Raw genomic sequence first — 25,201 nt, 5'->3', positions numbered from 1 at the left:
AAATTCAGGTTCTGCAGAATCCGAGTCTGACGCCTCATTGCGGCTCTCTTTTTCCTCAGTACGGTTTTTTTCTTCAACGTTTACCTCGTCATTGGCCTCTTCCACTTCGAGTAGTGGGTTGGAGTCTAATGCTTCCTGAATTTCTTGTTGAAGATCCAAGGTCGACAACTGCAATAAGCGAATCGCTTGTTGCAATTGTGGCGTCATGGCTAACTGCTGTCCTAGCTTGAGTTGTAATGAGGGTTTCATTCAGTAATGCTTGCCTTAATGCTGGAGAACTTTCTTGTTCGTCCTATTATTATCTCTGTTACTTACTGTAATCATAGACGGAATTGTTCACCAAGATAAACTTGTTTCACCTGCTCGTTGTTCAACACTTCGCTCGGTGTGCCCTCTGCAATCAGATGACCTTGGCTAACGATGTATGCCTTTTCACACACATCCAGTGTTTCGCGAACGTTGTGGTCAGTGATCAAGACACCGAGACCTCTATCCCTGAGGTGTTCAATGATTTTCTTGATGTCGATAACGGAAATGGGGTCGACCCCAGCAAAGGGTTCATCCAACAAAATGAACTGTGGATTAGCCGCTAATGCCCGCGCGATTTCAACTCGGCGACGTTCTCCCCCTGATAATGCCATACCCGCACTGTGTCGAATGTGCTGAATGTGGAATTCTTCAAGTAAATCTTCTAAGCGGTCTTGGCGCTGCTCACGGGTTAACTCTTCACGTGTCTCAAGTACCGCCATGATGTTATCCTCGACCGACAACTTACGAAAAATCGACGCTTCTTGAGGCAAGTAACCAATACCCATGCGAGAGCGGCTGTGCATCGGCAAAATACTGATGTCGTTGCCATCAATGCTGATGGAGCCTTCGTCACGAGCCACTAACCCCACAATCATGTAGAAGGAGGTGGTTTTACCCGCGCCGTTCGGGCCGAGCAACCCGACGATTTGGCCCGATTCGACTTGCAGGCTGACGTCTGTCACGACGGTTCGATTGCCGTAGGTTTTCGCTAAGTTTTGCGCTTTTAATATCGCCATAATTTTTTGTGTCGCTATGGTTTCGTATCGCTGTAGTTACTTATCGATACAGTTACGTATCGATGTAGCTACGTTTCGCTTTAGTGATGCTTTCGCGAGTGATCGCGACGTTTTAGCTCGTTACTCTTGTACCGCTTGTGGCTGTAGAACCGTCGACACGCGATCGCCTTTCTCTTTGCCGTCTGCAATCAACTTCTGTGAAGAGATTTTATAGCGAATTTTGCTGCCGCGAATCACGCTGTCGTCTTGAGATAGCATCGCTTGGTCAATCATCGTCAGTTGATCATCGCTCATCTTGTAGTAGAGCTCTTTCGCTTCACCGTAAAGGGTTTTACCATCGTCGGTCAACTGGGAAAACGTCGCTAAATCCCCATACCCTTCAATCTCTTGAATGGAACCATCGGCAGGATCTCGAGTCACTACCACTTTGTCGGCGTTGATGTTGATACTGCCTTGCTTGAGCTTCACATCGCCGAGGAAGGTGACTTGGTTACTCTGCATATCGAGCTGTTGACTGTCAGAGTCAATGTATACGGGCTGATCTCGGTCGGTTGAGAGGGCCATGGCGTTGCTTGTCAGTAACAAGCAGGAAATCAGACTAAGGTGTGAGAGTTTCATATCTACCTTGTACGTGTTTGTAGAGGGTTGCGTTGTTATCTGCAAAGTTGCCTTTCATGGCTTGCCCTACTGTTTCAAACTGTGGGCCGACTAAAGTGACTTGGTTGTCAGCCCAAAAATCTCGGTTGTCCAATTGAATACTCATGGTGTCAGTGGACAGAGTGTCAAAGCCAGAATCTGGCAATAAGTTGGTGGTCAGAACGTCTTCATACAGAGTCAAAACATGATCTTTGGTGAGGACACCACGTTTTGCGGTGATTTCCCACTCTTGCACTGTGCCGTCTCGATAGACTTTTAGCACAGGGCTTTGAAAAACGGTATCGCCGCTTTGCGCGAAGTGATCCAAATGAGCAGACGTGATCACATAGCTGCGAATCCCTTGTTCATTGTATGAGGTATTTTCTAAGCCTTGACCACTGAACATGGGCAGTTCTGTGTCCGGATCAACTTGAATATCATAACTTTGCTGCTTGTTGATCAGAGTGTAAGCACTGATGGCGACAACAAGTAGCAAGAGTAGATAGCCAATACGGGTTAGTGTCATATACTCAAACCTTTGTGAGTATCCAGTTCATCTCGTGCTTGAAGGATCAGGTCGCACACCTCACGCACGGCGCCATGTCCGCCACGAATAGCCGTGACATAATTGGCGCGCTGAGCCAACAATGGGTGACCATCTGCCACGCACACTTTGAGCGCGACTTTATCCATAACTGGCCAATCAATCAAATCATCACCCATGTAGCCAGTATGCTCAGGTGCAATGTTGAGCTTGTCGCAAATGTCTTGGTATGCCTTAAGTTTGTCATCTTGGCCCTGATAGATTAGCGTAATTCCCAGTGCTTTCATGCGATTTTCGACAATCGCAGAGCGGCGCCCGGTAATAATGGCAATCTCAATCCCTGCATTCATCAAGGACTTGACGCCATAGCCATCGCGAGTGTGAAAGGTTTTGAGTTCTTCGCCCTGATTACCCATGTAAATCAGGCCGTCAGAAAACACCCCATCGACATCGCAAATAAGCAGTTTAATCTGTTTGGCAATCGCAAACAGATTCGGTTCCACGGGTTGGTAAAGAGTGTCAATCATCGCAGACATTACATCACTCCCGCTTTCAATAAATCGTGCATATTCAGTGCGCCCACGACGCGTTGGTCTTGACATAAAATCAGGCCATTGATGCTTTTGTTTTGCATCAAAGCCAGACCTTCTGCGGCCAGAATGTCCGGGCTGGCCGTCGTCGGGTGTGTGGTCATGACATCTCCGATTAACGCGGTGTGGATATCAATACGTTTATCGAGAATACGACGTAAATCACCATCGGTGAAAATGCCGACCAGTTTTTGCGCTTCATCGACCACGGCCGTCATGCCCAGCCCTTTCTCGCTGATGACCAAGAGTGCATCGCGAATCACTGTGGTTGGCGTCACCAAAGGCAGTTGTTCACCAGTGTGCATGATGTCTGACAGCTTCAGCAGTAGCTTACGGCCTAAAGCGCCGCCCGGGTGGGAGAGCGCAAAATCTTCGGCGGTAAAGCCGCGTGCTTGGAGCATGGCAACCGCCAGTGCATCACCCATCACCAGCGTTGCCGTGGTGCTTGAGGTAGGCGCCAGGCCTAGTGGGCAGGCTTCTTTTGGCACCGTGATTTGCAAATGCAAATCAGACAGCTTCGCCATGTTGGATTCTGGCTTGCCGGTCATGCTGATGATTTTGATATTTAGGCGCTTAAGCACAGGGAAAAGGCCCAAGATTTCTGAAGATTCGCCGGAATTTGAAATAGCCAGCACGATATCATTTGGGTCAATCATGCCGAGATCGCCATGCGCGGCTTCGCCTGGGTGGACGAAAAACGCCGATGTGCCTGTGCTCGCCAGCGTGGCGGCAATTTTATTGCCAATATGGCCAGATTTGCCAATCCCCATTACGACCACTTTGCCATCACGGTTATTCAAAATGAGATCGCACGCCTTGGCAAAGTCGTCATTGAAGTATTGGTCGAGCTGCTTGAGTGCATCAATTTCAGTGTTCAGCACCTCGAGCGCGGCGCTGCGGTAGTCGTACATACAAAACTCCAAAAGGTTAAGCGGCCATATTCATCACAAGATAGGTTTGGTAGGCGATAAAGCAGAAAAACAGCACGCCACCTTCTAATCGATTGATGCTGCGCGATTTACCCAGCGCCATTGCGACCAATAAGAGTGATACGCCGAGCATGACCCAAAAATCACGTCCCATTGCATACTCGCTGAGCATGGATGGGTTAAGAATGCCAGGGATGCCCATGACCGCAAGAATATTGAATACGTTTGAGCCGATGATGTTACCGACCGCCATGTCATCTTCCCCTTTCATGACGCCAGCCAGTGAGGCGGCGAGCTCAGGAAGACTGGTGCCGACAGCAATGATGGTCAGGCCGATGACCAGATCGCTCATGCCAAAGTATTGGGCGATGACCACCGCGTTATCGACCAAAGTGTCGGCCGCGATGGGCAGCAAAATTAAACCGACCACAACCCAGATGCCCGCTTTGAGGTTACTCACCCCTTCAGGCACTTCAGACTCTTGCTCTTCCAGTAGTACGTCGCCTTTTTGTTTTTCGCTGCGGCTTATTTGCAACATTGCCACAATAAAGGCAGCAAACAGCACAAACAGTAGCGCCCCTTCATAAAAGCCTAAATGGTTATCCCAGAGCAGGACACCCGCTAGGACGGTAACGCCCACCATCAGTGGTAACTCACGTCGAATAACGGCTGAGCTGATGGAGAGAGGTTTAATGAGCGCTGTGATGCCGAGAATCAGTGCGATGTTGGCGATATTCGAGCCTAGTACGTTGCCTACTGCGGTATCGGTTTTACCTTCAAGGGCGGCGGTTGCCGAGACCATCATTTCCGGTGCTGAGGAGCCCATCGCCAAGATTGTCATACCGATAACCAACGGAGAAATACCGAAGTTTCGAGCTAGCGCGGCAGAGCCAAACACCAGTTTGTCCGCACTCCAAACAAGCAACACTAACCCGACGATGAGAAACGCAATCGCTTCAAGCATGATAATCCCTAAACAGTAGACAACGTGAGAATTTAACCGTCAATTTTGACGCTTTGCCGTTTAAAAGGGAAGCGGTAAAAGGATAATTTTCATGTTCATTTTGTTGTGAAATTCGTAATTTAATTATTTTTGTCGTTAAATTAATAAAGAAAGAGTCACTCACAATTCACGCTGTGTGGCTTTAAATTCGTCATTAATCTGCTTATGATTGCGCATCAATAGGGATATCAACGGGTTCGTTATGCCAGAAGAAGATTTGGTTACTATCCAGAAGCTTACCTTCTCTCGAGGGACGCGCAAGATTTTCGACAATGTCGATCTCAGCGTGCCGAAAGGCAAGGTCACAGCCATTATGGGCCCATCAGGGATTGGTAAAACGACCTTACTCAGGTTGATCGGCGGTCAACTCTACCCAGACAGCGGTGAGGTCTGGTTTGATGGTCACAATATTCCTACCCTCAGTCGCAACAAGCTCTATCGAGAGCGTAAAAAAATGAGCATGCTGTTTCAATCGGGCGCACTATTCACCGACTTAACCGTGTTTGACAACGTGGCATTTCCGCTGCGTGAACATACCGAACTTGACGAAGCCATGATTCGCACTTTGGTGCTGCTTAAGCTAGAGGCCGTTGGTCTGCGCGGGGCCGCCGAGTTAATGCCAAGCGAGCTCTCCGGTGGGATGGCACGCCGCGCTGCGTTGGCTCGCGCTATTGCGCTAGACCCAGAGCTCATCATGTTCGATGAGCCTTTCGTTGGCCAAGATCCAATCACCATGGGCGTGCTGGTGGAGCTGATTCGCAGTCTTAACCACGCACTTGGGATCACCGCTATTGTGGTCTCACACGATGTCCCTGAGGTGATGAGCATTGCTGATAAGGTGTACTTAATGGCCAATGGGCAAGTGATTGCGTCAGGGTCGCCGCAGCAACTGCGTGATAATCCGGATCCACAAGTGCAGCAGTTTCTGCTTGGCCAGGCCGATGGCCCTGTGCCGTTTCGTTATCCCTCTCAACCCATCGCAAAGGAGCTGTTCTCCTAATGTCGGATTTGGTCAATGTCATCGCTCATATCGGGCAACGGAGCTTAGCCATCGCGAGTGCCTTTGGTCGCTCGAGTTTGATGTTGGCGGGCGCGATCATCGCTCGCCCTCAGCCCGTCAAACACTTGCCGTTATTGGTTAAGCAGCTTTATAGCGTCGGTGTGCAATCGCTGATCATTATTGTCTTGTCGGGGCTATTTATCGGCATGGTACTGAGTTTGCAGGGCTACGTTATCTTGGTGGATTTTGGCGCGGAGGGCGCACTTGGCCAGATGGTGGCGTTGTCGCTACTGCGAGAGCTTGGCCCTGTGGTGACGGCGCTGCTGTTTGCCGGGCGCGCGGGCTCAGCATTGACCGCAGAGATCGGTTTAATGAAAGCCACCGAGCAATTATCGAGCATGGAAATGATGGCGGTCGATCCGCTGAAACGAGTGATTGCGCCACGCTTTTGGGCCGGGGTGATTTCTATGCCGCTGCTGACGATGATATTTATGGCGGTCGGCATCTGGGGCGGGCAACTGGTCGGCGTCGATTGGAAAGGGATTGATCATGGCAGCTTTTGGTCGGCGATGCAGGCATCGGTTGAGTTAGGTCAAGACATAGGTAACAGCTTCATTAAAAGTTTTGTATTCGCTATCACAGTGACCTGGATAGCGCTGTTTAATGGCTATGATGCCGTGCCGACTTCGGCCGGGATCAGCCAAGCGACGACACGCACCGTCGTGCACTCTTCACTCGCGGTACTGGGGCTAGACTTCGTACTCACCGCATTGATGTTTGGGAATTAATCATGCAACAAACACGAAAGACAGAATTATGGGTCGGCAGCTTTGTCCTTGCCGGAATTTGCGCAATCTTAGTGATGATTTTTCAAGTCGCTGACGTTAAAGGACTCGGTTCTGGTGACACTTACACGCTCAAAGCCGAGTTTGACAACATCGGCAGCTTGAAGGTGCGTTCGCCGGTGAAAGTGGGCGGGGTAGTGATTGGACGCGTGGCGAAAATTGAGCTTAACCCTGAGTCACTGCTGCCGGTGGTCACCTTGTCGATTAGCCGCCAGTTTGACCAGTTTCCGGAGACCTCAAGCCTTAAAATTCTCACCTCAGGTTTGATTGGCGAACAGTATATTGGTTTGACGCCTGGATTTGTCTTTGATGATGAGCAGATGCTGGTGGACGGCGATTATATTGAAGACACCAAGTCAGCCTTGGTATTGGAAGATTTGATTGGCCAAGTGCTATATAGCTTTGGCAGTGACTCTGACAAACAGGCAGAGTAAGGAGAAAAGGATGTTTAGAAAGTTAGTGCTTACTCTCGCATTGGTTATTGCCAGTGTTTCGGTTGGAGCAAAAGAAGTCAACAGGCAAGACCCGTATCAAATGATGGTTCAGGTGTCGGATCAAACCTTTGCGCGTCTCAAAGCGGAGCAGGCGCAAATTCAGCAAGAGCCAGAAAGATTGAAGCTCATCGTAGAACAAGAGTTGATGCCGTATGTGGATGAAAAATACGCGGCGCTCAAGCTGCTAGGGCCAAATTTAAAAGGGGCGAAGCGTGAGGACGTATTGGTGTTTATCGACGCTTTTCGCGCTTATATTGTCGCCTCTTACGCGCAAGTGCTGACCCAATACACCGACCAGACGATTGAATTTGAACCTGAAGGTCGTGTGGATGACAGCCGCACCATTACTGGCGTGAAGCTCGACATCATTGATTCGCCAAGACCGAACATCAAGCTTGAGTTCAAATTGCGTAAAGACAAATCGAGTGGTGAGTGGAGTGCCTTTGACATGATTGCAGAAGGCATCAGCATGCTGTCGAGCAAGCAATCGGAGTGGAGCGGCAAGCTGCGCCAAGAAGGGATTCTTGCGGTCGCACAGGAGCTGCAAACACTGGCGAAAACGCCGATTCGCTACGAGAACAAGTCGTAATGAGCGGGGCGACATGGCAGCCATTGTCCGCTGAATGCTGTGAACTGTCTGGTCATTTGGATAGAGACAGCGTACCTGCACTTTGGCGCACATTGCAGCAGTGGCAACCTCAAGCGCAGAACGTAGAGTGGTCATTAAAAGCGGTTAATCGTATCGATTCTGCCGGAATGGTGATGCTAATTCACCTAATTGAGCATGCAAAAAAACAAAACTGTCATATAATGCTCAGCTTCGTACCAGTGGAACTCAATACCCTTTTTCAATTGAGTAATATCCGCAAGGAGCTGGCTGGACACATTAAAAATTAATACCGGGGTGGATCGTGGATAGCGCACAAGTACAACAGATTTTAAATAACGCACTAAACCTGGAAGAAATACACGTCAAAGGAGAGGGCAGTCACTATGAAGTGGTGGCCGTTGATGCGTGTTTTGATGGCATGAGCCGCGTTAAAAAACAGCAGCTAATTTATGCTCCTCTCATGGAATACATCCAAAGAAATGACATTCACGCTGTTTCTATCAAAGCCTTTACGCCGCAAGAGTGGGCTCGTGATAAGAAGTTGATGTCACTATAAGGTTTAGTCATGGAAAAGTTTCGAGTAACGGGGTCTAAGCAACCTCTCGTTGGTGAAGTCACCATTTCAGGCGCCAAAAACGCGGCTTTGCCGATTTTGTTTGCCTCTATTTTGGCCGAGGAGCCTGTTGAAGTATCGAATGTTCCCAAGTTACGTGACATCGATACTACTATGGAGCTGCTTAAGCGCCTTGGCGCTAAGGTTGAGCGCAATGGCAGTGTCCATGTCGACCCAAGCTGCATCACAGAGTACTGCGCGCCATATGACTTGGTGAAAACCATGCGCGCATCGATTTGGGCGCTTGGCCCGCTGGTGGCACGTTTTGGTCAAGGCCAAGTTTCGCTGCCTGGTGGCTGTGCAATTGGTGCTCGTCCTGTGGATTTGCATATCCACGGTTTAGAACAACTAGGCGCAACGATCACTCTAGAAGACGGTTACGTGAAAGCGCACGTCGATGGTCGCCTTAAAGGCGCGCATATTGTGATGGATAAAGTGAGCGTAGGCGCAACCATCACCATCATGTGTGCTGCGACGTTGGCGGATGGCAAAACCGTATTGGATAACGCCGCGCGTGAACCAGAGATTGTTGATACGGCTGAGTTTTTGAATAAGCTGGGCGCAAAAATTTCTGGTGCAGGTACGGACACCATCACGATTGAAGGGGTTGAGCGCTTAGGTGGCGGTCAGCACTCTGTGGTGGCCGATCGCATTGAAACGGGGACCTTCCTTGTGGCTGCCGCCGTATCGGGCGGTAAAGTGGTGTGTCGCAACACCAATGCGCACCTGCTTGAAGCGGTACTGGCGAAACTGGAAGAGGCGGGGGCCTTGGTTGAAACGGGAGACGATTGGATTTCCGTGGATATGACCGGGCGCGAGCTTAAAGCCGTGTCGATTCGCACTGCACCACACCCAGGGTTCCCAACCGACATGCAGGCGCAGTTCACTTTGCTGAACATGATGGCGAAAGGTGGTGGTGTGATCACGGAAACCATCTTTGAAAACCGCTTTATGCATGTGCCTGAGTTAATGCGTATGGGCGCGAAAGCCGAGATCGAAGGCAATACCGTTATTTGCGGTGATGTGACCTCGCTGAGCGGCGCTCAAGTGATGGCGACGGATCTGCGCGCTTCTGCCAGTCTGGTGATCGCCGGCTGCATTGCCCAAGGCGAAACCATCGTTGACCGTATTTACCACATCGATCGTGGTTACGACAAAATCGAAGACAAGTTGACAGCGCTAGGCGCCAAGATTGAGCGCTTTCGCGATTAACGTCTTGTCATAGTCTCTTGCCGACAATAAGCCGAAACGGGAGTTTCGGCTTTTTTATAAGGGTGAGATCAGTTAGAGTCGAGCTAGTTTTTAGTTCATAGTGTTCTTGGAGAACCACAATGATTGCACTACTTCGTGTATTGGCTGTTGCGCTTTTTGCAATTGTTATGTTTATTTTTGGTTGCGGCTATTGCTTATTAAGCCCTCGCAACCCTAAACATGTTTTCACCTTCGGTCGCCTGTTTGGCAAAATGTCGAGTGTGTTTGGTATCAAGCTAGAACTGCGCATTCCAGACGATGCCTACCAACGCGGTCAACATATCTACATTGCCAACCACCAGAACAACTGGGATTTGTTCACTGTCTCTTCGGCGGTGACACCAAAAGTGGTCACTGTGGGTAAGAAGAGCCTCGCGTGGATGCCACTGTTTGGTCAGCTGTACTGGTTGACCGGTAATATCCTGATTGACCGTGCGAACCGCTCGAAAGCGAAAGGTACCATTGATCAAGTGGTCGATAGCATGAACAGCAGCGATGTCTCTGTATGGATGTTCCCTGAAGGAACGCGCTCACGTGGCCGTGGCTTACTGCCATTTAAAACTGGTGCCTTTCACGCCGCTGTGGGAGCGAAATTACCGATCATTCCTATTGTGTGCAGCTCAACCAGTGGCTTGAAGCTCAATCGTTGGAACAACGGTCATGTCATTGTAGAAATGCTGCCACCGGTGTCTACCGAAGGGTATGGCAAAGAGAATGTGCGTGAATTGGCAACGCTATGCCGCGAGCAGATGGCGAAAAAGCTAGAAGAGCTCGATAATGAAGTGGCGATGCTGAATCAGCAAGAGGGCGTGAAAGCCTAATTCAACCCACGACCGCGAAGTCGAATATGAGCAGTGACCTAGAGTCGCTGCTTTTTTGTTTGATTTATAGAGACACAAAAAAAGCCAAGTCTTTCGACTTGGCTTTAAAAGTGGCTCCTCCTGCTGGGCTCGAACCAGCGACCTGCGGATTAACAGTCCGTCGCTCTACCAACTGAGCTAAGGAGGAATTGTCTTTTTACGTTTCTTTATGAACAGAGCTCTAATAAAGAAATGGTGCCGACTACCGGAATCGAACTGGTGACCTACTGATTACAAGTCAGTTGCTCTACCTACTGAGCTAAGTCGGCGCCGGATTAACAAGCTACGCTCGTTAATGATATTGGCTCCTCCTGCTGGGCTCGAACCAGCGACCTGCGGATTAACAGTCCGTCGCTCTACCAACTGAGCTAAGGAGGAATTATCTCGTTTGCGATAAAGAATAAATGGTGCCGACTACCGGAATCGAACTGGTGACCTACTGATTACAAGTCAGTTGCTCTACCTACTGAGCTAAGTCGGCACACTGTATTCTTTGCGCTTTGCTGATGTTTAATTGTCTTAGACACCAACAATCAAATTGTGGTGCCCGGAGGCGGAATCGAACCACCGACACGAGGATTTTCAATCCTCTGCTCTACCGACTGAGCTATCCGGGCAACGGGGTGTATTAAAAGACTTTTCGTGTTTGAGGTCAACATCAAATTGCAAAAAAAATATCGTTTGTTGCTTTTCTATACTTAGTGGGCTGTTTTTGCCCATTTTGCTGATTTGAACCATAACGCTTGGCGTATAAAGCCAGGTGGAAAAGAACAAAGAGTGATAACAGAGAGGAAAAAGCACGCGTTAAAGCGTGCTTTTTGTTACTTATCGTATGGATTAGTGTTTAACGTTAAACTTGCTTACCTAGCTTCTGACTTTCTGCTCCGTGGAGTGATATGCGCTGTACCGTTTGGCACGGGAGATCCAAAAGCGAGATGGAGGCAATCTATATTTGTACTGAAACGATAAGGGTGTCGATACAAAAAAGCCCCAGTCTTTCGACTGAGGCTCTGATGTGGCTCCTCCTGCTGGGCTCGAACCAGCGACCTGCGGATTAACAGTCCGTCGCTCTACCAACTGAGCTAAGGAGGAATTATTCGTGTATCGCGTATAAACATGACACCAAATAATGGTGCCTCGAGGCGGAATCGAACCACCGACACGAGGATTTTCAATCCTCTGCTCTACCGACTGAGCTATCGAGGCAAAAGAATGGTGCCGACTACCGGAATCGAACTGGTGACCTACTGATTACAAGTCAGTTGCTCTACCTACTGAGCTAAGTCGGCACACTGTATTCTTTGTGCTTTGCTTGTGTATTAATATTTTATTAAGACACCAACAATCAAATTGTGGTGCCCGGAGGCGGAATCGAACCACCGACACGAGGATTTTCAATCCTCTGCTCTACCGACTGAGCTATCCGGGCGACGGAGCGCTATTAAACGGATTTTCCGTCTTCGCGTCAACTTGTTTTTGGAAAAAAAAACAAAAAAGTGGTTAAGTGCCGACAATTTAGCCGTTTTGGCACATTAGGTTCTCCCCGAGTTAAAGGCTTTTTTGAAATTTGTTACTTTCTCTAGGTAACGACGCGCTTCTGCGTTGGGATGCTTTTTCGTCAGCGCCCAGTAGACCTGATTTGGCTGTAGGGCATTGAGGTCACGCATCGCCCGTTTCCTGTCGTTGCGATCAAAAGTGTTGAGTACGCCCCCGGTGCCACCGTTGTAGGCAGAAATCATGCTGTATTCGAGCGATGTCGGATGGCGAACGTCTTTCAAGTAACGATTTTTGAGAATGTAGAAGTAGGCGGTACCCGTATCTATGTTGTTCTCAGGATTAAACAGATACTCCGGCGTCGGTTGGCCGGATTTCTTTTTCACCAGTTGAAACACATCGCGCCCTGCGGTTTTCGGCACGACCTGCATCAGGCCATACGCGTTGGCCCAACTCACCGCATAAGGATTAAAGCTACTTTCGGTTTTAATGATGGCATAGATAAGATCCTCTGGAATGTCATATTTTTTCGATGCGCGGCGGACAATATCGGCGTACTGATAGCTGCGGATCTCAATTTGCTCTTCCACCATTGGAATTTCAACGTAGTAAGCTTTTTTGAAGTCGACATCTTTCACTTTCAGGTGATTGGCAATGAGGTAATCGGCGAAGCGATTCGCGCGCCATGACCACTGAATGGCTTTGTTGTCTTGGTCGACCACTTGGCGATAAAGAAACGGCTGACCTTCGAGTTTGATCCCTTTAGAGGAGAAGAGATCGACGTTCGCGGGATCATCGGGCGTGAGCAGTGTGGTGACGATGGCGTTTTTTAAGTGGCCCTTAGGATCGGTTGGAGAGACGGTTTCAACCGTGATCAGTCCTTTATCGAAGTTCACTTCTGAACGACTTAGATAGTTGTCGATGTATTTGACGTAGTTACTTTTACCGGCGAATTTGACTTCCGCGCGGCCCCAGCGTTTTTCGATGTTGCCAGAGAAACTGGATATGAGCGACTCCAGTGCGGCGGTGTCTTTCTCAAATTGACCAGGCAACTCAGCCAGATTTTTGGCGAAACGGTTGGTGGGCTCGTAGTTGACGTCATAAAGGCTTTCAACAAATTCGCGGCTACAACCCGTTAAGATTACGGCTAGGCTCAAGGATATAACTGGGCCAAAGTAAGCTAACTTCTTCATATCTCTCTCAAAAAAAAGACACCCGCTCTTAATGGGGTGTCTTTAAAGGCTGCTGTTATTCGCTCGGTGGCGTGTATCCCTCGATATGGACCTCTTTGCCTTCAAACAGGAAGTTGACCATCTCGGTTTCGATCAATTTGCGGTGCTCAGGATCCATCATATTGAGCTTCTTTTCATTGATCAGCATGGTTTGTTTGTGTTGCCACTGCGCCCATGCTTCTTTTGAGATGTTGTCAAAAATACGTTTACCTAGTTCGCCTGGGTAGAGCTGGAAATCCAGTCCATCGGCTTCTTTTTGTAGTCGAGCACAAAATACCGTGCGGCTCATAACGACTCCTTTGATCGAATGCTGCGTAGTTCTGACGGTAAGCTCTCCAGCAATTGCTTCACGGGAGCGGCCAAACCGACTTCTACAGGTTGGGATAAGTTATACCAAAGACCTTTGCTGCCTTCCATTATCCTATCGGGTTGCTTTGATACGTCTACCAAAATTGGCGTGATATCGAGGTGATAGTGACTGAAGGTGTGGCGAAACGCGATCAGTGGTTGTTGGTCGACAATGCTGCTTGGCAGCACGCCTCGGGTGTCGAGTGATGGTTCGATAGCGGCGTTGTGGTGTTCAGGAAAACAGTACAAACCGCCCCAAATGCCCGACTGTGGGCGCTGCTCAAGCCACACCTGTTGGTTGTGATGCAAGATCACAAACCAGGTCTCTTTGACCGGTTTCTCTTTCTTCGGCTTTTTGCCCGGGTAATCCAGCGGATTGCCCTGTTTGTAGGCCGCGCAGAAGGTGGAGACAGGGCAGAGTGAACATTTTGGCTTGCTGCGCGTGCAGACCATCGCGCCCATGTCCATCATGGCTTGGTTGTACTTGTCGACGTCGCGGCTTGGTGTGTGTTCACAGGCAAAGGACCAGAGCTGATTTTCGACCCGTTTTTGCCCCGGCCAACCTTCTACGGCAAAACAGCGTGCTAGGGTGCGTTTGACATTGCCATCTAAGATCGCATGTGGCTGTTTGTACACAGAGGATAAAATCGCCGCCGCAGTGGAGCGGCCAATGCCGGGTAGGGCGTTGAGTTGTTCAATCTGTTGTGGAAACTCGCCTTGGTACTGGTCACGAACGATTTGAGCGGCTTTGTGCAAATTGCGCGCTCTGGCGTAATAGCCGAGCCCAGTCCATAGATGCAGCACTTCGTCTTGCGGTGCATCAGCAAGTGCGGTCACCGTCGGAAAGCGAGCTAAAAAACGCTGGTAATAAGGGATAACCGTAGCGACTTGGGTCTGCTGGAGCATGATCTCCGACAGCCAAACACTGTAGGCGGTTTTATTCTGTTGCCATGGAAGGTTTTTGCGACCATAGGCGTCATACCACTCTAAGATGGCGGTTGCATAAGGCGTCACGACTTGCTCTGTGTTCTATGATTTATGGAGCAAAATTGCACCACAGAACACGCCTTGAGTGCAACCGACAATCTGTAGGGATATGTTGAACTCATGGTTGAGCTTAGAGTTGTGTTGAGGCGCTTGAGCAATTGTCGCTTTGTGCGCGTAAAACACTTGCACCAGTGGCGATTCTTTGGATAATCACAATCCCTTTGAGGCGAGACCAATTTTTAGACAGGCAGAATCATGAGTGAAGTGACCACCAACGAGTACAACGAAGACGGTAAACTGATACGCAAAGTAAGAAGCTTTGTTCGTCGCGAAGGTCGTTTGACCAAAGGTCAAGAGAATGCGATGAAAGAGTGCTGGCCGACCATGGGCATCGATTACAAAGCGGAGCGACTCAATTGGCGTGAGGTGTTCGGCAATGATAACCCTGTTGTGCTAGAAATTGGTTTTGGCATGGGCGCCTCTTTGGTCGAAATGGCCAAGAATGCCCCTGAAAAGAACTTTATCGGTATTGAAGTACACAGCCCAGGTGTGGGTGCGTGTCTATCGGATGCGCGTGACGCAGGCATCAGCAACCTTCGCGTCATGTGTCACGATGCGGTTGAAGTGTTTGAGCACATGATCCCAGACAGCAGTCTGGCGACGCTGCAACTCTTTTTCCCAGACCCATGGCATAAGAAGCGTCACCATAAGCGCCGTATCGTTCAGCTTGAGTTTGCTGAGATGGTGCGCAAAAAGCTGATTGAAGGCGAAGGCATCTTCCATATGGCGACAGATTGGGAAAACTACGCGCAGCACATGATTGAGGTGATGAATCAAGCGCCGGGCTATGAGAATATCGCCACAGAGGGCGATTTTGTTCCTCGTCCTGACGAGCGTCCTCTCACCAAATTTGAAGCCCGAGGCCATCGTTTAGGCCACGGCGTTTGGGACATCAAATATAAGCGCGTTGGCTAATCTAAGCGCCACGTAGAGTCACAAAAGCCGACATGATTCATGTTGGCTTTTTTCGTTGAACTGATTGAGGTTTTGCAATGACACCGACCAATGACATGCTAGCGAGCATTCTCGATGAGGTGCGCCCACTGATTGGCAAGGGCAAGGTCGCTAACTACATTCCCGCGCTGGCGAGAGTGCCTGCAGACAAACTGGGCATGGCCGTTTTCACTAACCAAGGTGAGGTGTTTAAAGCGGGGGATGTCGATGAGCCCTTTTCGATTCAATCGATTTCGAAAGCGCTCAGCTTAACGTTAGCCATGTGTCTCTATCAGCCAGAAGAGATCTGGCGCCGTGTGGGGAAAGAACCGTCTGGTCAGGCGTTCAACTCTTTGATTCAGCTTGAGATGGAGCAGGGCATTCCACGTAACCCGTTTATTAACGCTGGTGCTATTGTGGTGGCGGATCTGCTCAGTTCGCGCCTTTCAGCGCCCAGGCAGAGGCTGCTGGAGTTTGTGCGTCAGTTATCCGGTGATACTCATATTTGCTATGACAAAGTGGTGGCCGCATCAGAGATGATGCACAGTGACCGCAATGCGGCGATCGCGTATTTGATGCGCTCATTTGGCAACTTTGAAAACGAGGTCATCCCGGTGCTGAACAACTATTTTCACGCTTGTGCGTTGAAAATGAGTTGCGTCGACTTGGCGAAAACCTTCAGTTACCTGGCCAACAAAGGCACCTCAGTGCAAACACAAAAGCCGGTCATCACGCCGACACAAACTAAGCAGCTCAATGCGCTACTGGCGACGTGTGGTCTCTATGATGGCGCGGGCGAGTTTGCCTATCGAGTGGGGATGCCGGGTAAATCGGGAGTTGGCGGTGGCATTGTCGCGGTGATTCCTGGTGAGATGACCATCGCAGTGTGGTCACCAGAGCTAGACGCCTCTGGCAACTCATTAGCGGGCACTTGCGCCCTTGAGTTGTTTTCTCAGCGTATCGGGCGCTCTATTTTTTAGTGCTTGCTTTCACTGGTGCTGATTAGGGCGCAGGTTGGCCTGTCGCGCGCCCTTATTCACTCTCATCCATAAACGCTGCGAGCAGGTCATTGAGAAACAATTTGCCTTTCTCGGTGACTTGCCAGCTTGTCACACTTTCATCGATATAGCCTTTTTCAACGGCCCAGTTCATAGTTGGCGCGATCACGTCTAGCGCTAAGCCGGTGGTGTCGATGAAGTCTTGCTTCGGACACGCTTCAAGTAAGCGAAAACGGTTCATAAAGAACTCAAAAGGGCGCTCTTTGTGCTCGACTTGATGCTCATCAGATATGTAGGGCTTGGTGAGGTTCTGATACGCCGCCAAGTACCCTTTGGGGTGTTTGATTTTCGTGGTCCGCACAATGCGACCATCGGCAAAGCTTATCTTCCCAGCGCTGCCACAACCAATGCCAAGGTAATCGCCAAAGCGCCAGTAGTTGAGGTTGTGCTGACACTCATAGCCCGGCTTACTGTAGCCAGAGATTTCATACTGCACGTAGCCTGCTTGAGTGAGCTTTTGATGGCCCAGCTCGAAAATATCCCACAGCGCATCGTCATCCGGCAGTACGGGTGGTTTGGAGTAGAATAGGGTGTTGGGCTCAATCGTCAGCTGATACCAAGAGAGGTGCGGAGGGTTGAGCTCGATGGCTTGTTCAAGATCGGACAATGCCTCTTGGACTGATTGATCCGGCAAGCCGTGCATCAAATCGAGATTAAAGCTGTTTAAGCCTATGGTATGCGCAAGTTTCGCTGCGTTGACGGCTTCTTGCTCGCCGTGAATACGGCCCAATCGTTGGAGTTTCTCGGCCGCAAAACTCTGCACGCCAATCGAGATGCGGGTCACTCCTGCAACTTGGTATCCGCCAAAGCGCTCAGCCTCTATCGTGCCAGGGTTGGCTTCCATGGTGATCTCAATGTCATCTTTAAACGCAATGCGCGCACGAATACCAGAGAGCATGCGCTCAATGCCCTGAGGCGAAATCAAGCTTGGCGTGCCGCCACCGATGAAAATCGAGTGCAAAGGCCGCGGGTTAGCATTGAGCTGGTAGCGCTCAATATCGCTGTCGAGATCCTCAAGCAGGGCATCAATGTATTGCGCTTCAGGAATCGTATCCTTGAGTGCATGGGAGTTAAAATCGCAGTACGGGCACTTTTGTACACACCAAGGGATGTGGACATAGAGACTGAGATTCGGAGGCGTTAGCTTGGTCATGAACGTGGACATGAGCGTGGTCATGAGCGGTTACAGCGGCTGTTGTGATAGCTGAGCAAAGAGCTGCTTAAGCGCTTTACCGCGGTGCGATAGCTGCTTTTTGCGTGCGGGTTCAAGCTGCGCGCTGGCGCACTGATCTTCTGGAACAAAGAAAATCGGATCGTAGCCAAAGCCATGTTCACCTTGAGGCTCAGTCAAAATGCGCCCTTCCCACATGCCATGACAGACGATCGGAGTAGGGTCTTGGTGATGACGCATCAAGACCAAAACACAATGAAAGCGCGCCGTGCGCTGCGCTTCTGGGACATTCTCCATCGCCGCGAGCAGCTTTTCCAAGTTCTGCTGATCGCTGGCACCTTCTCCGGCATAACGCGCAGAATAAATGCCCGGCGCACCTTGTAGGTAATCGACTTCAAGGCCAGAATCATCGGCAATGGCGGCCAGCCCCGTCTCTTTCGCGGCGTGGCGCGCCTTGATGATGGCGTTTTCGATAAAGGTGGTGCCTGTCTCGGCCACTTCTGATACCGCATAGTCACTTTGTGCGACCACATCAAAGCCAAATTCAGACAACAGATCCGCCATTTCGCGGACTTTACCTTGATTGCTCGTGGCTAATACGATTTTCTTCATACTTCTCTCGCTCTCTCTATCGTCTTACTCTTCGACATAAAATTTTTGGCTGAACTTTACTGGTCCTGTGCCTTTAATGCCAGCATTAACATCAATCGTGAACGACAAGGTTTCTTCATTACTGATTGGAAACTCGGCGATATAGTAAATCGCTTCCCCTTCCACTATCTCGCGGAACGCCAATGTTTTGCTTTGGCCAATCAGGTTTTTGGCCTGACCGCTGACCGCAGCCTTGATAGCAGGTTTGCCGGCAGCTGAGTTGTCGAGCACACTGACATTGAGGATAGCCGAGTACCCGTTGCGTTTGAGCTGGTAGCTGCGCGCCACCGCTGGGGTCAAAAAGGTCGAATTAAAGGCGGAGTAGTGCACTTCGATGTCTTTGATGGTTTTGAACTGCTCGGCGGTGCTAGGGAGTGCCAGCAGAGCGAGTAAAAATAGGCAAAAGCGAGCTTTCATGAGCGTTCCTTTCAATGATTGTTTTTCATGCCTGGTAGACATGGTGTCCTTACATGGTTAGACAGCATGAGGCTTGAACGTAAAAGTAAGCCACCCTAGAGGATGGCTTGGATAACGGGTGGTATCTGCTTGGCGTCGGCGATGCGCACTTGTTTGTGGCGGCCCAATTCGCCTTTTTCTATCGCCACCATGCCCTTGGCCACTTTGCATTGCTTGGCAAGATATTTGGTGAGATGCGCATTGGCTTTACCGTCTACTGGAGGGGCGGTAATGGCAACTTTTAATTCATCACCATGCACCCCGACGAGACTATCGCGGCTTGCTTTAGGTTGGATATAAAGGCGCAGCACCAGATCGCTGCCCTCTAGCCAAGCCGCGAGTGCCATTAGAGCTGATACCAAATAGGGCCAATGATGTCACCCATCAGGAAGTTAGCAAACTGCAGCACGATAAACAGCACCAGTACGCTCAAATCAAAGCCGCCCATGGCTGGAAGAACGCGGCGAATTGGCGCCAACATAGGTTCAGTCAACTGATGGAACACGTACTCAATTGGGCTGCGGCCTTGGCTGACCCAGCTCAAAATCGCGCGGATCAGTAGAACCCAGAACAGTAAGCTGCCTGCGGCTTTGAGCAAAGAGAGCAAGCCAAGGAACAGGAAGTCGGCACTGAAGGTGACGGAGCCGCCTGAGGCAATCAAAATCAAGGCGACAAACTTCAAGACGCACAACACGTAAGCAAATAGCACGGTGGCGAGATCAATGCTGCCTACCGATGGGATCACGCGGCGCAGCGGCGCAACGACCGGTTGTGTCGCTTTAACGATAAATTGCGAGAAGGGGTTATAGAAATCGGCGCGCGCCGCCTGTAACCAGATCCGCAAAATGACGACCATAATGTAGAGGTCGAACAGTGTGGAAATCAAAAAACTCATTGAATTCATAGGGTAACCTTACTTCGTCGAGCCAAGGCTCGGGCTGTTAAAACAGAACTTTAAAACAGTGTTTCCATCTCTTTCGCACGGCTGACCGCAGCTTGCATTGCTTTGGCTACTATAGCGGAAAGTTGGTGTTCGTTGAATGTACGCAGCGCTTCTGCGGTAGTACCACCTTTGGAGGTCACCTGCTCGCGCAGTGTCGACAGTTCAATATCTGGGTTGGCGACCACCATCTCAGCCGCGCCCAATGCCGATTGCTGGACGAGCAATCTGGCGGTCTCTTTGTCAAATCCTTGAGCCATCGCCTCTTGCTGCATCGCTTCCATAAATAGGAAGAAGTATGCCGGCGCGCTGCCTGCGGCGGCAATGATGTTGTTGATGCCGGACTCTTGCTCTACCCAGCAGCAGCGGCCCACTGCGCTCATCAGCTGCTCAGCAAAGGCTTTGTCGCTATCACTGACGCTCTCTGGCGCGTAGAGACCGCTCATCCCTTTGCCGAGTTGCGATGGTGTGTTTGGCATAACACGCACCAGTGGCGCCTTTGTGGCGAGCATCTCTTGTAGGCGTTGGCAATGAATGCCTGCGGCAATAGAAATGACCAGTTTGTTGGAAAAGTCGATGCCCTGTAGTGGCTGACAGACCGCTTCCATCATTTGTGGCTTGACCGAAAGAACCACCACATCTGCATCGTTTGCTGCTTGAATATTGTCGCTGGTGGTGTGAATGCCATAGGTCTCTTCCAGTGGCAAGCGGCGCGTGGTTGACGGCGCCGTCGCGGTAATCAGTGATGCTGGGTAACCATCGGCGACAAGGCCAGCAACGATAGCGCGAACCATATTTCCTGCGCCAATAAAGGCAATCTTCTTCTGTTCCATGGCGGAGTGAATCCTTATCTCTGTGTTATTTGGCCAAAGTGTTGGCCCCTGATGGTTGGGAATGGCGCTTAACTACGGGCGCCAAAAATCGCGCTACCGATCCGCACCATAGTGCTGCCTGCTTCAATGGCGGCGTCCATATCCCCGCTCATGCCCATCGATAATGTATCTAAGGTGACGTCGGGCAAACGTTGCGCCAACGACCTCTGCAGCTCAGCCAGTTCAGTGAATGCACCTAGCTGAGCCGCGTAATCGGGTGTGCTTGCCGGAATGGACATCAACCCTCTTAAAGTGAGGTTGGGCAGCGTAGAAATCAACTCTGCGAGTGCGAAGATTTCTTCGCCACTGGCGCCGGATTTGGAGGCTTCGCCACTGGTGTTGACTTGAATGAGCACTTGCAGCGGCGCTAGGCCTTCTGGTCGCTGGTCATTAAGGCGCTGCGCTATTTTGGCGCGGTCAACAGTATGTACCCAGGCGAAATTCTCCGCCACGATACGGGTTTTGTTCGATTGAATCGGGCCGATGAAGTGCCACTCCAACTCTAACTCTGGGTGATTTTGGCGAAAGTAATCGACTTTATCCGCCCCTTCTTGGACGTAATTTTCGCCAAACGCACGTTGCCCAACCTGCGCTGCTGCAAAAATATCGGTAACAGGTTTGGTTTTACTTACCGCGAGAAGTTGCACTGAGTCTCGAGGGCGTCCACACTTTTGTAAGGACGCATCAATCTGTGAGGTGATCTGTTCGATGTTTTGTTGAATACTACTCATAGCTAACTTTATTAAGGAATTGAAATGGATATCGCTGAGTTACTGGATTTTAGTGTAAAGCATAATGCCTCAGATCTACATCTTTCTGCTGGGGTTTCTCCAATGATTCGTATTGATGGTGATGTCAGAAAGCTGGGCGTTCCTGCTTTGTCGCACTCTGAGGTGCATCGCTTAGTGTTCGACATCATGAATGATGCTCAGCGCAGCGAATTTGAAGAGCGCCTTGAGGTCGATTTCTCCTTTGAACTCTCCGATGTTGGCCGTTTTAGGGTCAACGCCTTCAATCAAAGCCGTGGCTGTGCGGCGGTCTTTCGTACTATCCCGACTGAGATCCCAAGCCTAGAACAGTTAGAGGCGCCAAAGATTTTCTCCGACATTGCCAATATGGAAAAAGGCCTGGTGTTAGTGACTGGGCCCACTGGCTCGGGTAAATCCACCACATTAGCCGCCATGGTGGACCACATAAATCGTCACCACAATAAGCATATCCTCACCATTGAAGATCCGATTGAATTTGTGCACAGCAACAATAAGTGTTTGATTAACCAACGTGAAGTGCACCGTGATACCCACAGCTTCAACAACGCACTGCGCAGTGCGCTACGTGAAGATCCGGATGTGATTTTGGTTGGTGAGCTGCGTGACCAAGAGACAATCAGCCTTGCTCTCACCGCCGCAGAAACCGGTCACCTGGTGTTTGGTACGCTGCACACCAGTAGCGCCGCGAAAACCATTGACCGGATTATTGATGTGTTCCCGGGGAGCGATAAAGACATGGTGCGCTCTATGCTGTCTGAATCCTTGCGCAGCGTTATCGCCCAAAAACTGCTCAAGCGCCTTGGCGGGGGACGCGTGGCGTGTCATGAAATCATGATGGCGACGCCGGCGATTCGTAACCTTATCCGCGAAGATAAAGTGGCGCAGATGTACTCAGTTATTCAAACGGGCGCGGCGCACGGCATGCAAACCATGGAACAAAATGCCAAGCAGTTGATCATGCAAGGCTTGGTGGATGCCGACGAAGTGGCGAAGAAAATTGAAGTGCAAAGCACGCCATTTTAAGAGGTGACGGATGGACATTACAGCCTGTTTAGAAGAGATGGTGGCGCGAAAAGCGTCGGATCTCTATATCACGGTAGGCGCGCCGCTGTTGTATCGCGTTGATGGTCAGCTTAAAGCGCACGGTGAAACGCTGACTCAACCTGATGTGGATGCGCTCTTGGTCGGCATGATGGATGAAAAACGCCAAGCGGAGTTTGCCCAGACACACGAAGCCAATTTCGCCATTGTGCGAGAGGTGGGGCGCTTTCGTGTCTCGGCGTTTCACCAGCGTGAGTTGCCCGGCGCGGTCATTCGTCGTATTGAAACCAAAATCCCAACGTTTGAGCAGTTAAAGCTGCCAGAGGTGCTGCAAGACCTGGCGATTGCGAAGCGGGGCTTGGTGCTGGTGGTGGGCGCGACGGGCTCGGGTAAATCGACCACGATGGCCGCGATGACGGGTTATCGCAACCAGCATCGCAGCGGGCACATTTTGACGGTCGAAGACCCGATAGAGTTTGTTCATGAACACCAGCGCTGCATTGTGACGCAGCGCGAAGTGGGGCTCGACACCGAGAGCTATGAAGTGGCGCTGAAAAACTCATTGCGCCAAGCGCCGGATATGATTCTGATTGGTGAGATCCGCAGTCGTGAGACGATGGAATACGCCATGACCTTCGCTGAAACGGGCCATTTGTGTATGGCCACACTGCACGCCAACAACGCCAACCAAGCGCTAGAGCGGATCTTACATCTGGTGCCGAAAGAGCAAAAAGAGCAGTTCTTGTTTGACCTGTCGATGAATCTGCGCGGCGTGATCGCTCAGCAGTTGATTCGCGATAAAAACGGTCAAGGGCGTCACGGCGTGTTTGAAATCCTACTCAACAGCCCACGTGTTTCGGATCTGATTCGTCGCGGCGATTTGCATGAGCTGAAAAGCACCATGGCCAAATCCAACCAAGTGGGCATGCAGACCTTTGACCAAGCGCTGTATCAACTGGTGGTGGAGGACAAGATCAACGAAGAGGATGCCTTGCACAGTGCTGATTCCGCCAATGATTTGCGTATCATGCTGAAAACCAATCGCCAAGAAGGCTTTGGCGGTGGGGCGTTGGATAACGTTAAGATTGATATGGATTAGAGTTCCTAGTGGCGAGTTCCTAGTTTCTAGAGGGAGGGCGTTTGATAGAACTCGCTTTAGGAATTGGGGTTATTGGTATTGGGCTTCAAACCAGCTTTCTAGAATGATCACGGCGGATTGGCAGTCAACGTTGCCTTTGGTGAGCGCTTTGTAGCCGCCCATCGAGAACAGCTCGGAACGGGCTTCGGTGGTCGAAAGGCGTTCATCGTGCAGTTCTACCGGTAGGCCAAATCGGCCATGGAGGCGGTTGGCGAATTTTTTGGCTCGCGGAGTGATGCTTTCGAGGTCTTTGCCGTGCAGGTCGGTCGGTAGCCCTACCACCAACAGATTCGGTTGCCACTCGGCAATCTGCTTTCCTATCTCATCCCAATTGGGAATGCCGTCTTTGGCTTTAAACGCTTTTAGTGGTGAGGCGGTGCCAGTAATTTCTTGGCCAATGGCGCTGCCAATGCTTTTGGTGCCGTAGTCGAAGGCCATGATGGTTTTAGACATAAGGGTTCTGCTTAGTGAAATTAGATTCGTGAAATTAGAGTGAATCAGCGGCGAGGGGTTATCGCCGCTTATCGTTTTAGCGCAACACGGAATGGTTACGCATGACCGACGTCGTTGGACAGCTGTGCGACGTCAATGCCGAGCATCTGCACCGCTTTTTGCCAGCGATCGGCAATCGGGGTATCAAAGATGACCGACGGGTCGGCTTCAATGGTTAGCCATGAATTCTCTGAGAGCTCCGATTCCAGCTGACCCGCCTCCCAACCGGAATACCCCAGTGCGACCAAGTAGCGATTAGGCTCTGCCTCGGTGCCGAGCACACTCAAAATGTCTTTGGAGGTGGTGACACTGATTTCATTGGTCATCTGAATGCTGGATTCATACGTGTCTTTAGGGCGATGAAGGATAAAGCCTCGGTCTTCAGACACAGGCCCGCCATTAAGGACCGGTTTTTCCAGACTGTCGGTGTTGAGCTGCGGATGAACGGGCTGCACATCGACGCGTTCGAGCATTTTTCCAATGGTGATATCAATAGGCGCATTGATCATGAGGCCCATAGCGCCCTCTTCGTTGTGCTCACACACATAGATGACACTGCGCTTAAAGTAGGGATCTTTCATCCCCGGCATGGCAACGAGAAAATGGTTGGTTAAATTCATCATGACTCCACCTTAAATTGAGCGGCACTCATAGCGCGAATGCCGCTCAAGAGCTGGGTTATCCCATCACCGATAGATTATTTCTGCTCAATGCGACGTTCAATCGCATCCATCAGCTTGCCGGTAATGGAGATATCAAATGCGGCTTCGATTTCACGAATACACGTTGGGCTGGTAACGTTAATCTCAGTCAGTTTGTCGCCGATGACGTCAAGGCCAACAAAAATCAGCCCCTTTTCTTTAAGTGTAGGCGCTACAGCGAGAGCGATCTGTTTATCTGTCTCACTCAGTGGTCTTGCTTCGCCACGTCCGCCTGCGGCTAGGTTACCGCGAGTCTCTCCTTTGGCAGGAATACGCGCTAAGCAGTAGGGCATCGGTTCGCCATCCACCACCAAAATACGCTTGTCACCATTGCTAATATCTGGGACGAAAGTTTGCGCCATCGCGTAGTGTTGACCATGGTTGGTCAAGGTTTCGATGATCACGGAAACGTTAGGATCGTTCTCTTTTACACGGA

At 50.4% G+C, this 25,201-nt stretch carries 31 protein-coding genes, 9 tRNA genes and 1 pseudogene; 12 read left to right on the top strand and 29 right to left on the bottom strand.

From position 1 onward, the window contains the following. The 7 genes and pseudogenes from AC6R1O_RS13270 to AC6R1O_RS13240 all read right to left on the bottom strand — a co-directional run. Nucleotides 1-249, bottom strand: a pseudogene (locus tag AC6R1O_RS13270) (RNA polymerase factor sigma-54); the annotation flags it as partial. 71 nt (nucleotides 250-320) lie between these two features. Continuing rightward, nucleotides 321-1,046, bottom strand: coding sequence for an LPS export ABC transporter ATP-binding protein (gene lptB / locus AC6R1O_RS13265; protein WP_500627773.1), 726 nt, complete (start codon nucleotides 1,044-1,046; stop codon nucleotides 321-323). Nucleotides 1,047-1,166: 120 nt separating this feature from the next. Continuing rightward, on the bottom strand, nucleotides 1,167-1,664 hold the full coding sequence (gene lptA, locus AC6R1O_RS13260; RefSeq protein ID WP_500657166.1) for a lipopolysaccharide transport periplasmic protein LptA: 498 nt from the start codon (nucleotides 1,662-1,664) through the stop codon (nucleotides 1,167-1,169). Continuing rightward, nucleotides 1,645-2,208 carry an LPS export ABC transporter periplasmic protein LptC gene (gene lptC / locus AC6R1O_RS13255; RefSeq protein ID WP_500657165.1) on the bottom strand — a complete coding sequence of 188 codons (564 nt, stop codon included), beginning with the start codon at nucleotides 2,206-2,208 and terminating at the stop codon, nucleotides 1,645-1,647. Before lptC ends, lptA begins: the two co-directional genes overlap by 20 nt. After that, nucleotides 2,205-2,762 carry a 3-deoxy-manno-octulosonate-8-phosphatase KdsC gene (kdsC, locus tag AC6R1O_RS13250; RefSeq protein WP_500657164.1) on the bottom strand — a complete coding sequence of 186 codons (558 nt, stop codon included), beginning with the start codon at nucleotides 2,760-2,762 and terminating at the stop codon, nucleotides 2,205-2,207. Before kdsC ends, lptC begins: the two co-directional genes overlap by 4 nt. Then, complete coding sequence (locus AC6R1O_RS13245; protein ID WP_334553469.1) at nucleotides 2,762-3,727, bottom strand: KpsF/GutQ family sugar-phosphate isomerase; 966 nt, start codon at nucleotides 3,725-3,727, stop codon at nucleotides 2,762-2,764. The genes kdsC and AC6R1O_RS13245 overlap by 1 nt, the downstream gene beginning before the upstream one ends. A gap of 16 nt (nucleotides 3,728-3,743) precedes the next feature. Then, the gene (locus AC6R1O_RS13240; RefSeq protein WP_500657163.1) at nucleotides 3,744-4,709 is read right to left on the bottom strand and encodes a calcium/sodium antiporter; all 966 of its coding nucleotides are present in this window, start codon (nucleotides 4,707-4,709) and stop codon (nucleotides 3,744-3,746) included. Between the two features lie 241 nt (nucleotides 4,710-4,950). Between AC6R1O_RS13240 and mlaF the strand changes: the two genes are divergently transcribed. The 8 genes from mlaF (at nucleotide 4,951) to AC6R1O_RS13200 (ending at nucleotide 10,382) form a co-directional block, all read left to right on the top strand. Next, on the top strand, nucleotides 4,951-5,748 hold the full coding sequence (gene mlaF, locus AC6R1O_RS13235; RefSeq protein ID WP_334553473.1) for a phospholipid ABC transporter ATP-binding protein MlaF: 798 nt from the start codon (nucleotides 4,951-4,953) through the stop codon (nucleotides 5,746-5,748). After that, nucleotides 5,748-6,536, top strand: a complete 789-nt coding sequence (mlaE, locus tag AC6R1O_RS13230) for a lipid asymmetry maintenance ABC transporter permease subunit MlaE (RefSeq protein ID WP_334553475.1) — start codon at nucleotides 5,748-5,750, stop codon at nucleotides 6,534-6,536. Before mlaF ends, mlaE begins: the two co-directional genes overlap by 1 nt. A gap of 2 nt (nucleotides 6,537-6,538) precedes the next feature. After that, entirely contained in the window at nucleotides 6,539-7,027 is a 489-nt protein-coding gene (gene mlaD, locus AC6R1O_RS13225; RefSeq protein WP_334553477.1) for an outer membrane lipid asymmetry maintenance protein MlaD, read from the top strand. 10 nt (nucleotides 7,028-7,037) lie between these two features. After that, nucleotides 7,038-7,676: an ABC transporter substrate-binding protein gene (locus AC6R1O_RS13220; RefSeq protein WP_500631421.1), complete on the top strand. Its 639-nt coding sequence runs from the start codon at nucleotides 7,038-7,040 to the stop codon at nucleotides 7,674-7,676. Then, on the top strand, nucleotides 7,676-7,984 hold the full coding sequence (locus tag AC6R1O_RS13215) for an STAS domain-containing protein (RefSeq protein ID WP_334553480.1): 309 nt from the start codon (nucleotides 7,676-7,678) through the stop codon (nucleotides 7,982-7,984). Before AC6R1O_RS13220 ends, AC6R1O_RS13215 begins: the two co-directional genes overlap by 1 nt. 14 nt (nucleotides 7,985-7,998) lie before the next feature. Next, a complete protein-coding gene (gene ibaG / locus AC6R1O_RS13210) occupies nucleotides 7,999-8,253 on the top strand; it encodes a BolA family iron metabolism protein IbaG (RefSeq protein ID WP_487903523.1) in 255 nt (84 codons plus the stop codon). Between the two features lie 9 nt (nucleotides 8,254-8,262). Continuing rightward, nucleotides 8,263-9,522 (top strand): UDP-N-acetylglucosamine 1-carboxyvinyltransferase, encoded by a 1,260-nt coding sequence (gene murA, locus AC6R1O_RS13205; protein ID WP_500629343.1) that lies wholly within the window; start codon nucleotides 8,263-8,265, stop codon nucleotides 9,520-9,522. Nucleotides 9,523-9,641: 119 nt separating this feature from the next. After that, entirely contained in the window at nucleotides 9,642-10,382 is a 741-nt protein-coding gene (locus AC6R1O_RS13200; protein ID WP_487903521.1) for a 1-acylglycerol-3-phosphate O-acyltransferase, read from the top strand. A 111-nt stretch (nucleotides 10,383-10,493) separates the two neighbouring features. Here the strand turns inward: AC6R1O_RS13200 and AC6R1O_RS13195 are convergent. The 12 genes from AC6R1O_RS13195 to mutY form a co-directional block, all read right to left on the bottom strand. Next, nucleotides 10,494-10,569, bottom strand: a tRNA-Asn gene (locus AC6R1O_RS13195). 45 nt (nucleotides 10,570-10,614) lie between these two features. Continuing rightward, nucleotides 10,615-10,690: transfer RNA gene (locus tag AC6R1O_RS13190), tRNA-Thr, on the bottom strand. A gap of 33 nt (nucleotides 10,691-10,723) precedes the next feature. Beyond that, a tRNA-Asn gene (locus AC6R1O_RS13185) sits at nucleotides 10,724-10,799 on the bottom strand. Nucleotides 10,800-10,826: 27 nt separating this feature from the next. Beyond that, nucleotides 10,827-10,902, bottom strand: a tRNA-Thr gene (locus AC6R1O_RS13180). A gap of 60 nt (nucleotides 10,903-10,962) precedes the next feature. Next, nucleotides 10,963-11,038, bottom strand: a tRNA-Phe gene (locus AC6R1O_RS13175). Between the two features lie 399 nt (nucleotides 11,039-11,437). Continuing rightward, nucleotides 11,438-11,513: transfer RNA gene (locus AC6R1O_RS13170), tRNA-Asn, on the bottom strand. A 38-nt stretch (nucleotides 11,514-11,551) separates the two neighbouring features. After that, nucleotides 11,552-11,627, bottom strand: a tRNA-Phe gene (locus AC6R1O_RS13165). 7 nt (nucleotides 11,628-11,634) lie between these two features. Continuing rightward, a tRNA-Thr gene (locus tag AC6R1O_RS13160) sits at nucleotides 11,635-11,710 on the bottom strand. Nucleotides 11,711-11,774: 64 nt separating this feature from the next. Next, nucleotides 11,775-11,850: transfer RNA gene (locus tag AC6R1O_RS13155), tRNA-Phe, on the bottom strand. A gap of 103 nt (nucleotides 11,851-11,953) precedes the next feature. Then, nucleotides 11,954-13,108, bottom strand: coding sequence for a membrane-bound lytic murein transglycosylase MltC (mltC, locus tag AC6R1O_RS13150; RefSeq protein WP_334553489.1), 1,155 nt, complete (start codon nucleotides 13,106-13,108; stop codon nucleotides 11,954-11,956). A 55-nt stretch (nucleotides 13,109-13,163) separates the two neighbouring features. After that, the gene (locus tag AC6R1O_RS13145; protein WP_138971437.1) at nucleotides 13,164-13,436 is read right to left on the bottom strand and encodes an oxidative damage protection protein; all 273 of its coding nucleotides are present in this window, start codon (nucleotides 13,434-13,436) and stop codon (nucleotides 13,164-13,166) included. Next, the gene (gene mutY / locus AC6R1O_RS13140) at nucleotides 13,433-14,509 is read right to left on the bottom strand and encodes an A/G-specific adenine glycosylase (protein ID WP_334553492.1); all 1,077 of its coding nucleotides are present in this window, start codon (nucleotides 14,507-14,509) and stop codon (nucleotides 13,433-13,435) included. Before mutY ends, AC6R1O_RS13145 begins: the two co-directional genes overlap by 4 nt. A gap of 228 nt (nucleotides 14,510-14,737) precedes the next feature. Between mutY and trmB the strand changes: the two genes are divergently transcribed. Beyond that, nucleotides 14,738-15,457, top strand: coding sequence for a tRNA (guanosine(46)-N7)-methyltransferase TrmB (gene trmB, locus AC6R1O_RS13135; RefSeq protein ID WP_334568334.1), 720 nt, complete (start codon nucleotides 14,738-14,740; stop codon nucleotides 15,455-15,457). A gap of 77 nt (nucleotides 15,458-15,534) precedes the next feature. After that, entirely contained in the window at nucleotides 15,535-16,455 is a 921-nt protein-coding gene (gene glsB / locus AC6R1O_RS13130) for a glutaminase B (protein ID WP_500631426.1), read from the top strand. Between the two features lie 52 nt (nucleotides 16,456-16,507). On the opposite strand, the gene hemW is transcribed toward glsB, so the two are convergent. The 7 genes from hemW to AC6R1O_RS13095 all read right to left on the bottom strand — a co-directional run bounded on the left by hemW (nucleotide 16,508) and on the right by AC6R1O_RS13095 (nucleotide 21,354). Beyond that, nucleotides 16,508-17,686: a radical SAM family heme chaperone HemW gene (gene hemW, locus AC6R1O_RS13125; RefSeq protein WP_500631427.1), complete on the bottom strand. Its 1,179-nt coding sequence runs from the start codon at nucleotides 17,684-17,686 to the stop codon at nucleotides 16,508-16,510. Between the two features lie 30 nt (nucleotides 17,687-17,716). Then, nucleotides 17,717-18,316 carry an XTP/dITP diphosphatase gene (locus AC6R1O_RS13120; RefSeq protein ID WP_500631428.1) on the bottom strand — a complete coding sequence of 200 codons (600 nt, stop codon included), beginning with the start codon at nucleotides 18,314-18,316 and terminating at the stop codon, nucleotides 17,717-17,719. A gap of 24 nt (nucleotides 18,317-18,340) precedes the next feature. Further along, nucleotides 18,341-18,772, bottom strand: a complete 432-nt coding sequence (locus tag AC6R1O_RS13115; protein ID WP_500631429.1) for a DUF4426 domain-containing protein — start codon at nucleotides 18,770-18,772, stop codon at nucleotides 18,341-18,343. A gap of 95 nt (nucleotides 18,773-18,867) precedes the next feature. Then, nucleotides 18,868-19,158 carry a DUF167 family protein YggU gene (gene yggU, locus AC6R1O_RS13110; RefSeq protein ID WP_334568338.1) on the bottom strand — a complete coding sequence of 97 codons (291 nt, stop codon included), beginning with the start codon at nucleotides 19,156-19,158 and terminating at the stop codon, nucleotides 18,868-18,870. Continuing rightward, on the bottom strand, nucleotides 19,158-19,715 hold the full coding sequence (locus AC6R1O_RS13105; RefSeq protein WP_500627759.1) for a YggT family protein: 558 nt from the start codon (nucleotides 19,713-19,715) through the stop codon (nucleotides 19,158-19,160). Before AC6R1O_RS13105 ends, yggU begins: the two co-directional genes overlap by 1 nt. Before the next feature lie 50 nt (nucleotides 19,716-19,765). Next, entirely contained in the window at nucleotides 19,766-20,584 is an 819-nt protein-coding gene (gene proC / locus AC6R1O_RS13100; RefSeq protein WP_500629335.1) for a pyrroline-5-carboxylate reductase, read from the bottom strand. A 68-nt stretch (nucleotides 20,585-20,652) separates the two neighbouring features. Next, nucleotides 20,653-21,354: a YggS family pyridoxal phosphate-dependent enzyme gene (locus AC6R1O_RS13095; protein ID WP_500631430.1), complete on the bottom strand. Its 702-nt coding sequence runs from the start codon at nucleotides 21,352-21,354 to the stop codon at nucleotides 20,653-20,655. A 24-nt stretch (nucleotides 21,355-21,378) separates the two neighbouring features. On the opposite strand from AC6R1O_RS13095, the gene AC6R1O_RS13090 reads away from it, so the two are divergent. Together AC6R1O_RS13090 and AC6R1O_RS13085 are read left to right on the top strand one after the other, a co-directional pair. Beyond that, the gene (locus tag AC6R1O_RS13090; RefSeq protein ID WP_334553508.1) at nucleotides 21,379-22,416 is read left to right on the top strand and encodes a type IV pilus twitching motility protein PilT; all 1,038 of its coding nucleotides are present in this window, start codon (nucleotides 21,379-21,381) and stop codon (nucleotides 22,414-22,416) included. A gap of 10 nt (nucleotides 22,417-22,426) precedes the next feature. Then, on the top strand, nucleotides 22,427-23,533 hold the full coding sequence (locus AC6R1O_RS13085; protein WP_500627755.1) for a PilT/PilU family type 4a pilus ATPase: 1,107 nt from the start codon (nucleotides 22,427-22,429) through the stop codon (nucleotides 23,531-23,533). 69 nt (nucleotides 23,534-23,602) lie between these two features. On the opposite strand, the gene ruvX is transcribed toward AC6R1O_RS13085, so the two are convergent. The 3 genes from ruvX to AC6R1O_RS13070 all read right to left on the bottom strand — a co-directional run. Continuing rightward, the gene (gene ruvX / locus AC6R1O_RS13080) at nucleotides 23,603-24,025 is read right to left on the bottom strand and encodes a Holliday junction resolvase RuvX (protein WP_334553512.1); all 423 of its coding nucleotides are present in this window, start codon (nucleotides 24,023-24,025) and stop codon (nucleotides 23,603-23,605) included. 95 nt (nucleotides 24,026-24,120) lie between these two features. After that, nucleotides 24,121-24,684, bottom strand: coding sequence for a YqgE/AlgH family protein (locus AC6R1O_RS13075; protein ID WP_500631480.1), 564 nt, complete (start codon nucleotides 24,682-24,684; stop codon nucleotides 24,121-24,123). Nucleotides 24,685-24,761: 77 nt separating this feature from the next. Continuing rightward, the coding region (locus AC6R1O_RS13070) for an ATP-grasp domain-containing protein (protein ID WP_500657162.1) at nucleotides 24,762-25,201 on the bottom strand (440 nt) is incomplete at its 5' end.

The sequence above is a fragment of the Vibrio sp. R11-SG3-ISO3-SZ genome, assembly GCF_059834345.1.
The sequence above is the reverse complement of the archived record's forward strand: the minus strand, read 5'-3'. Positions and strand labels throughout refer to the sequence as shown.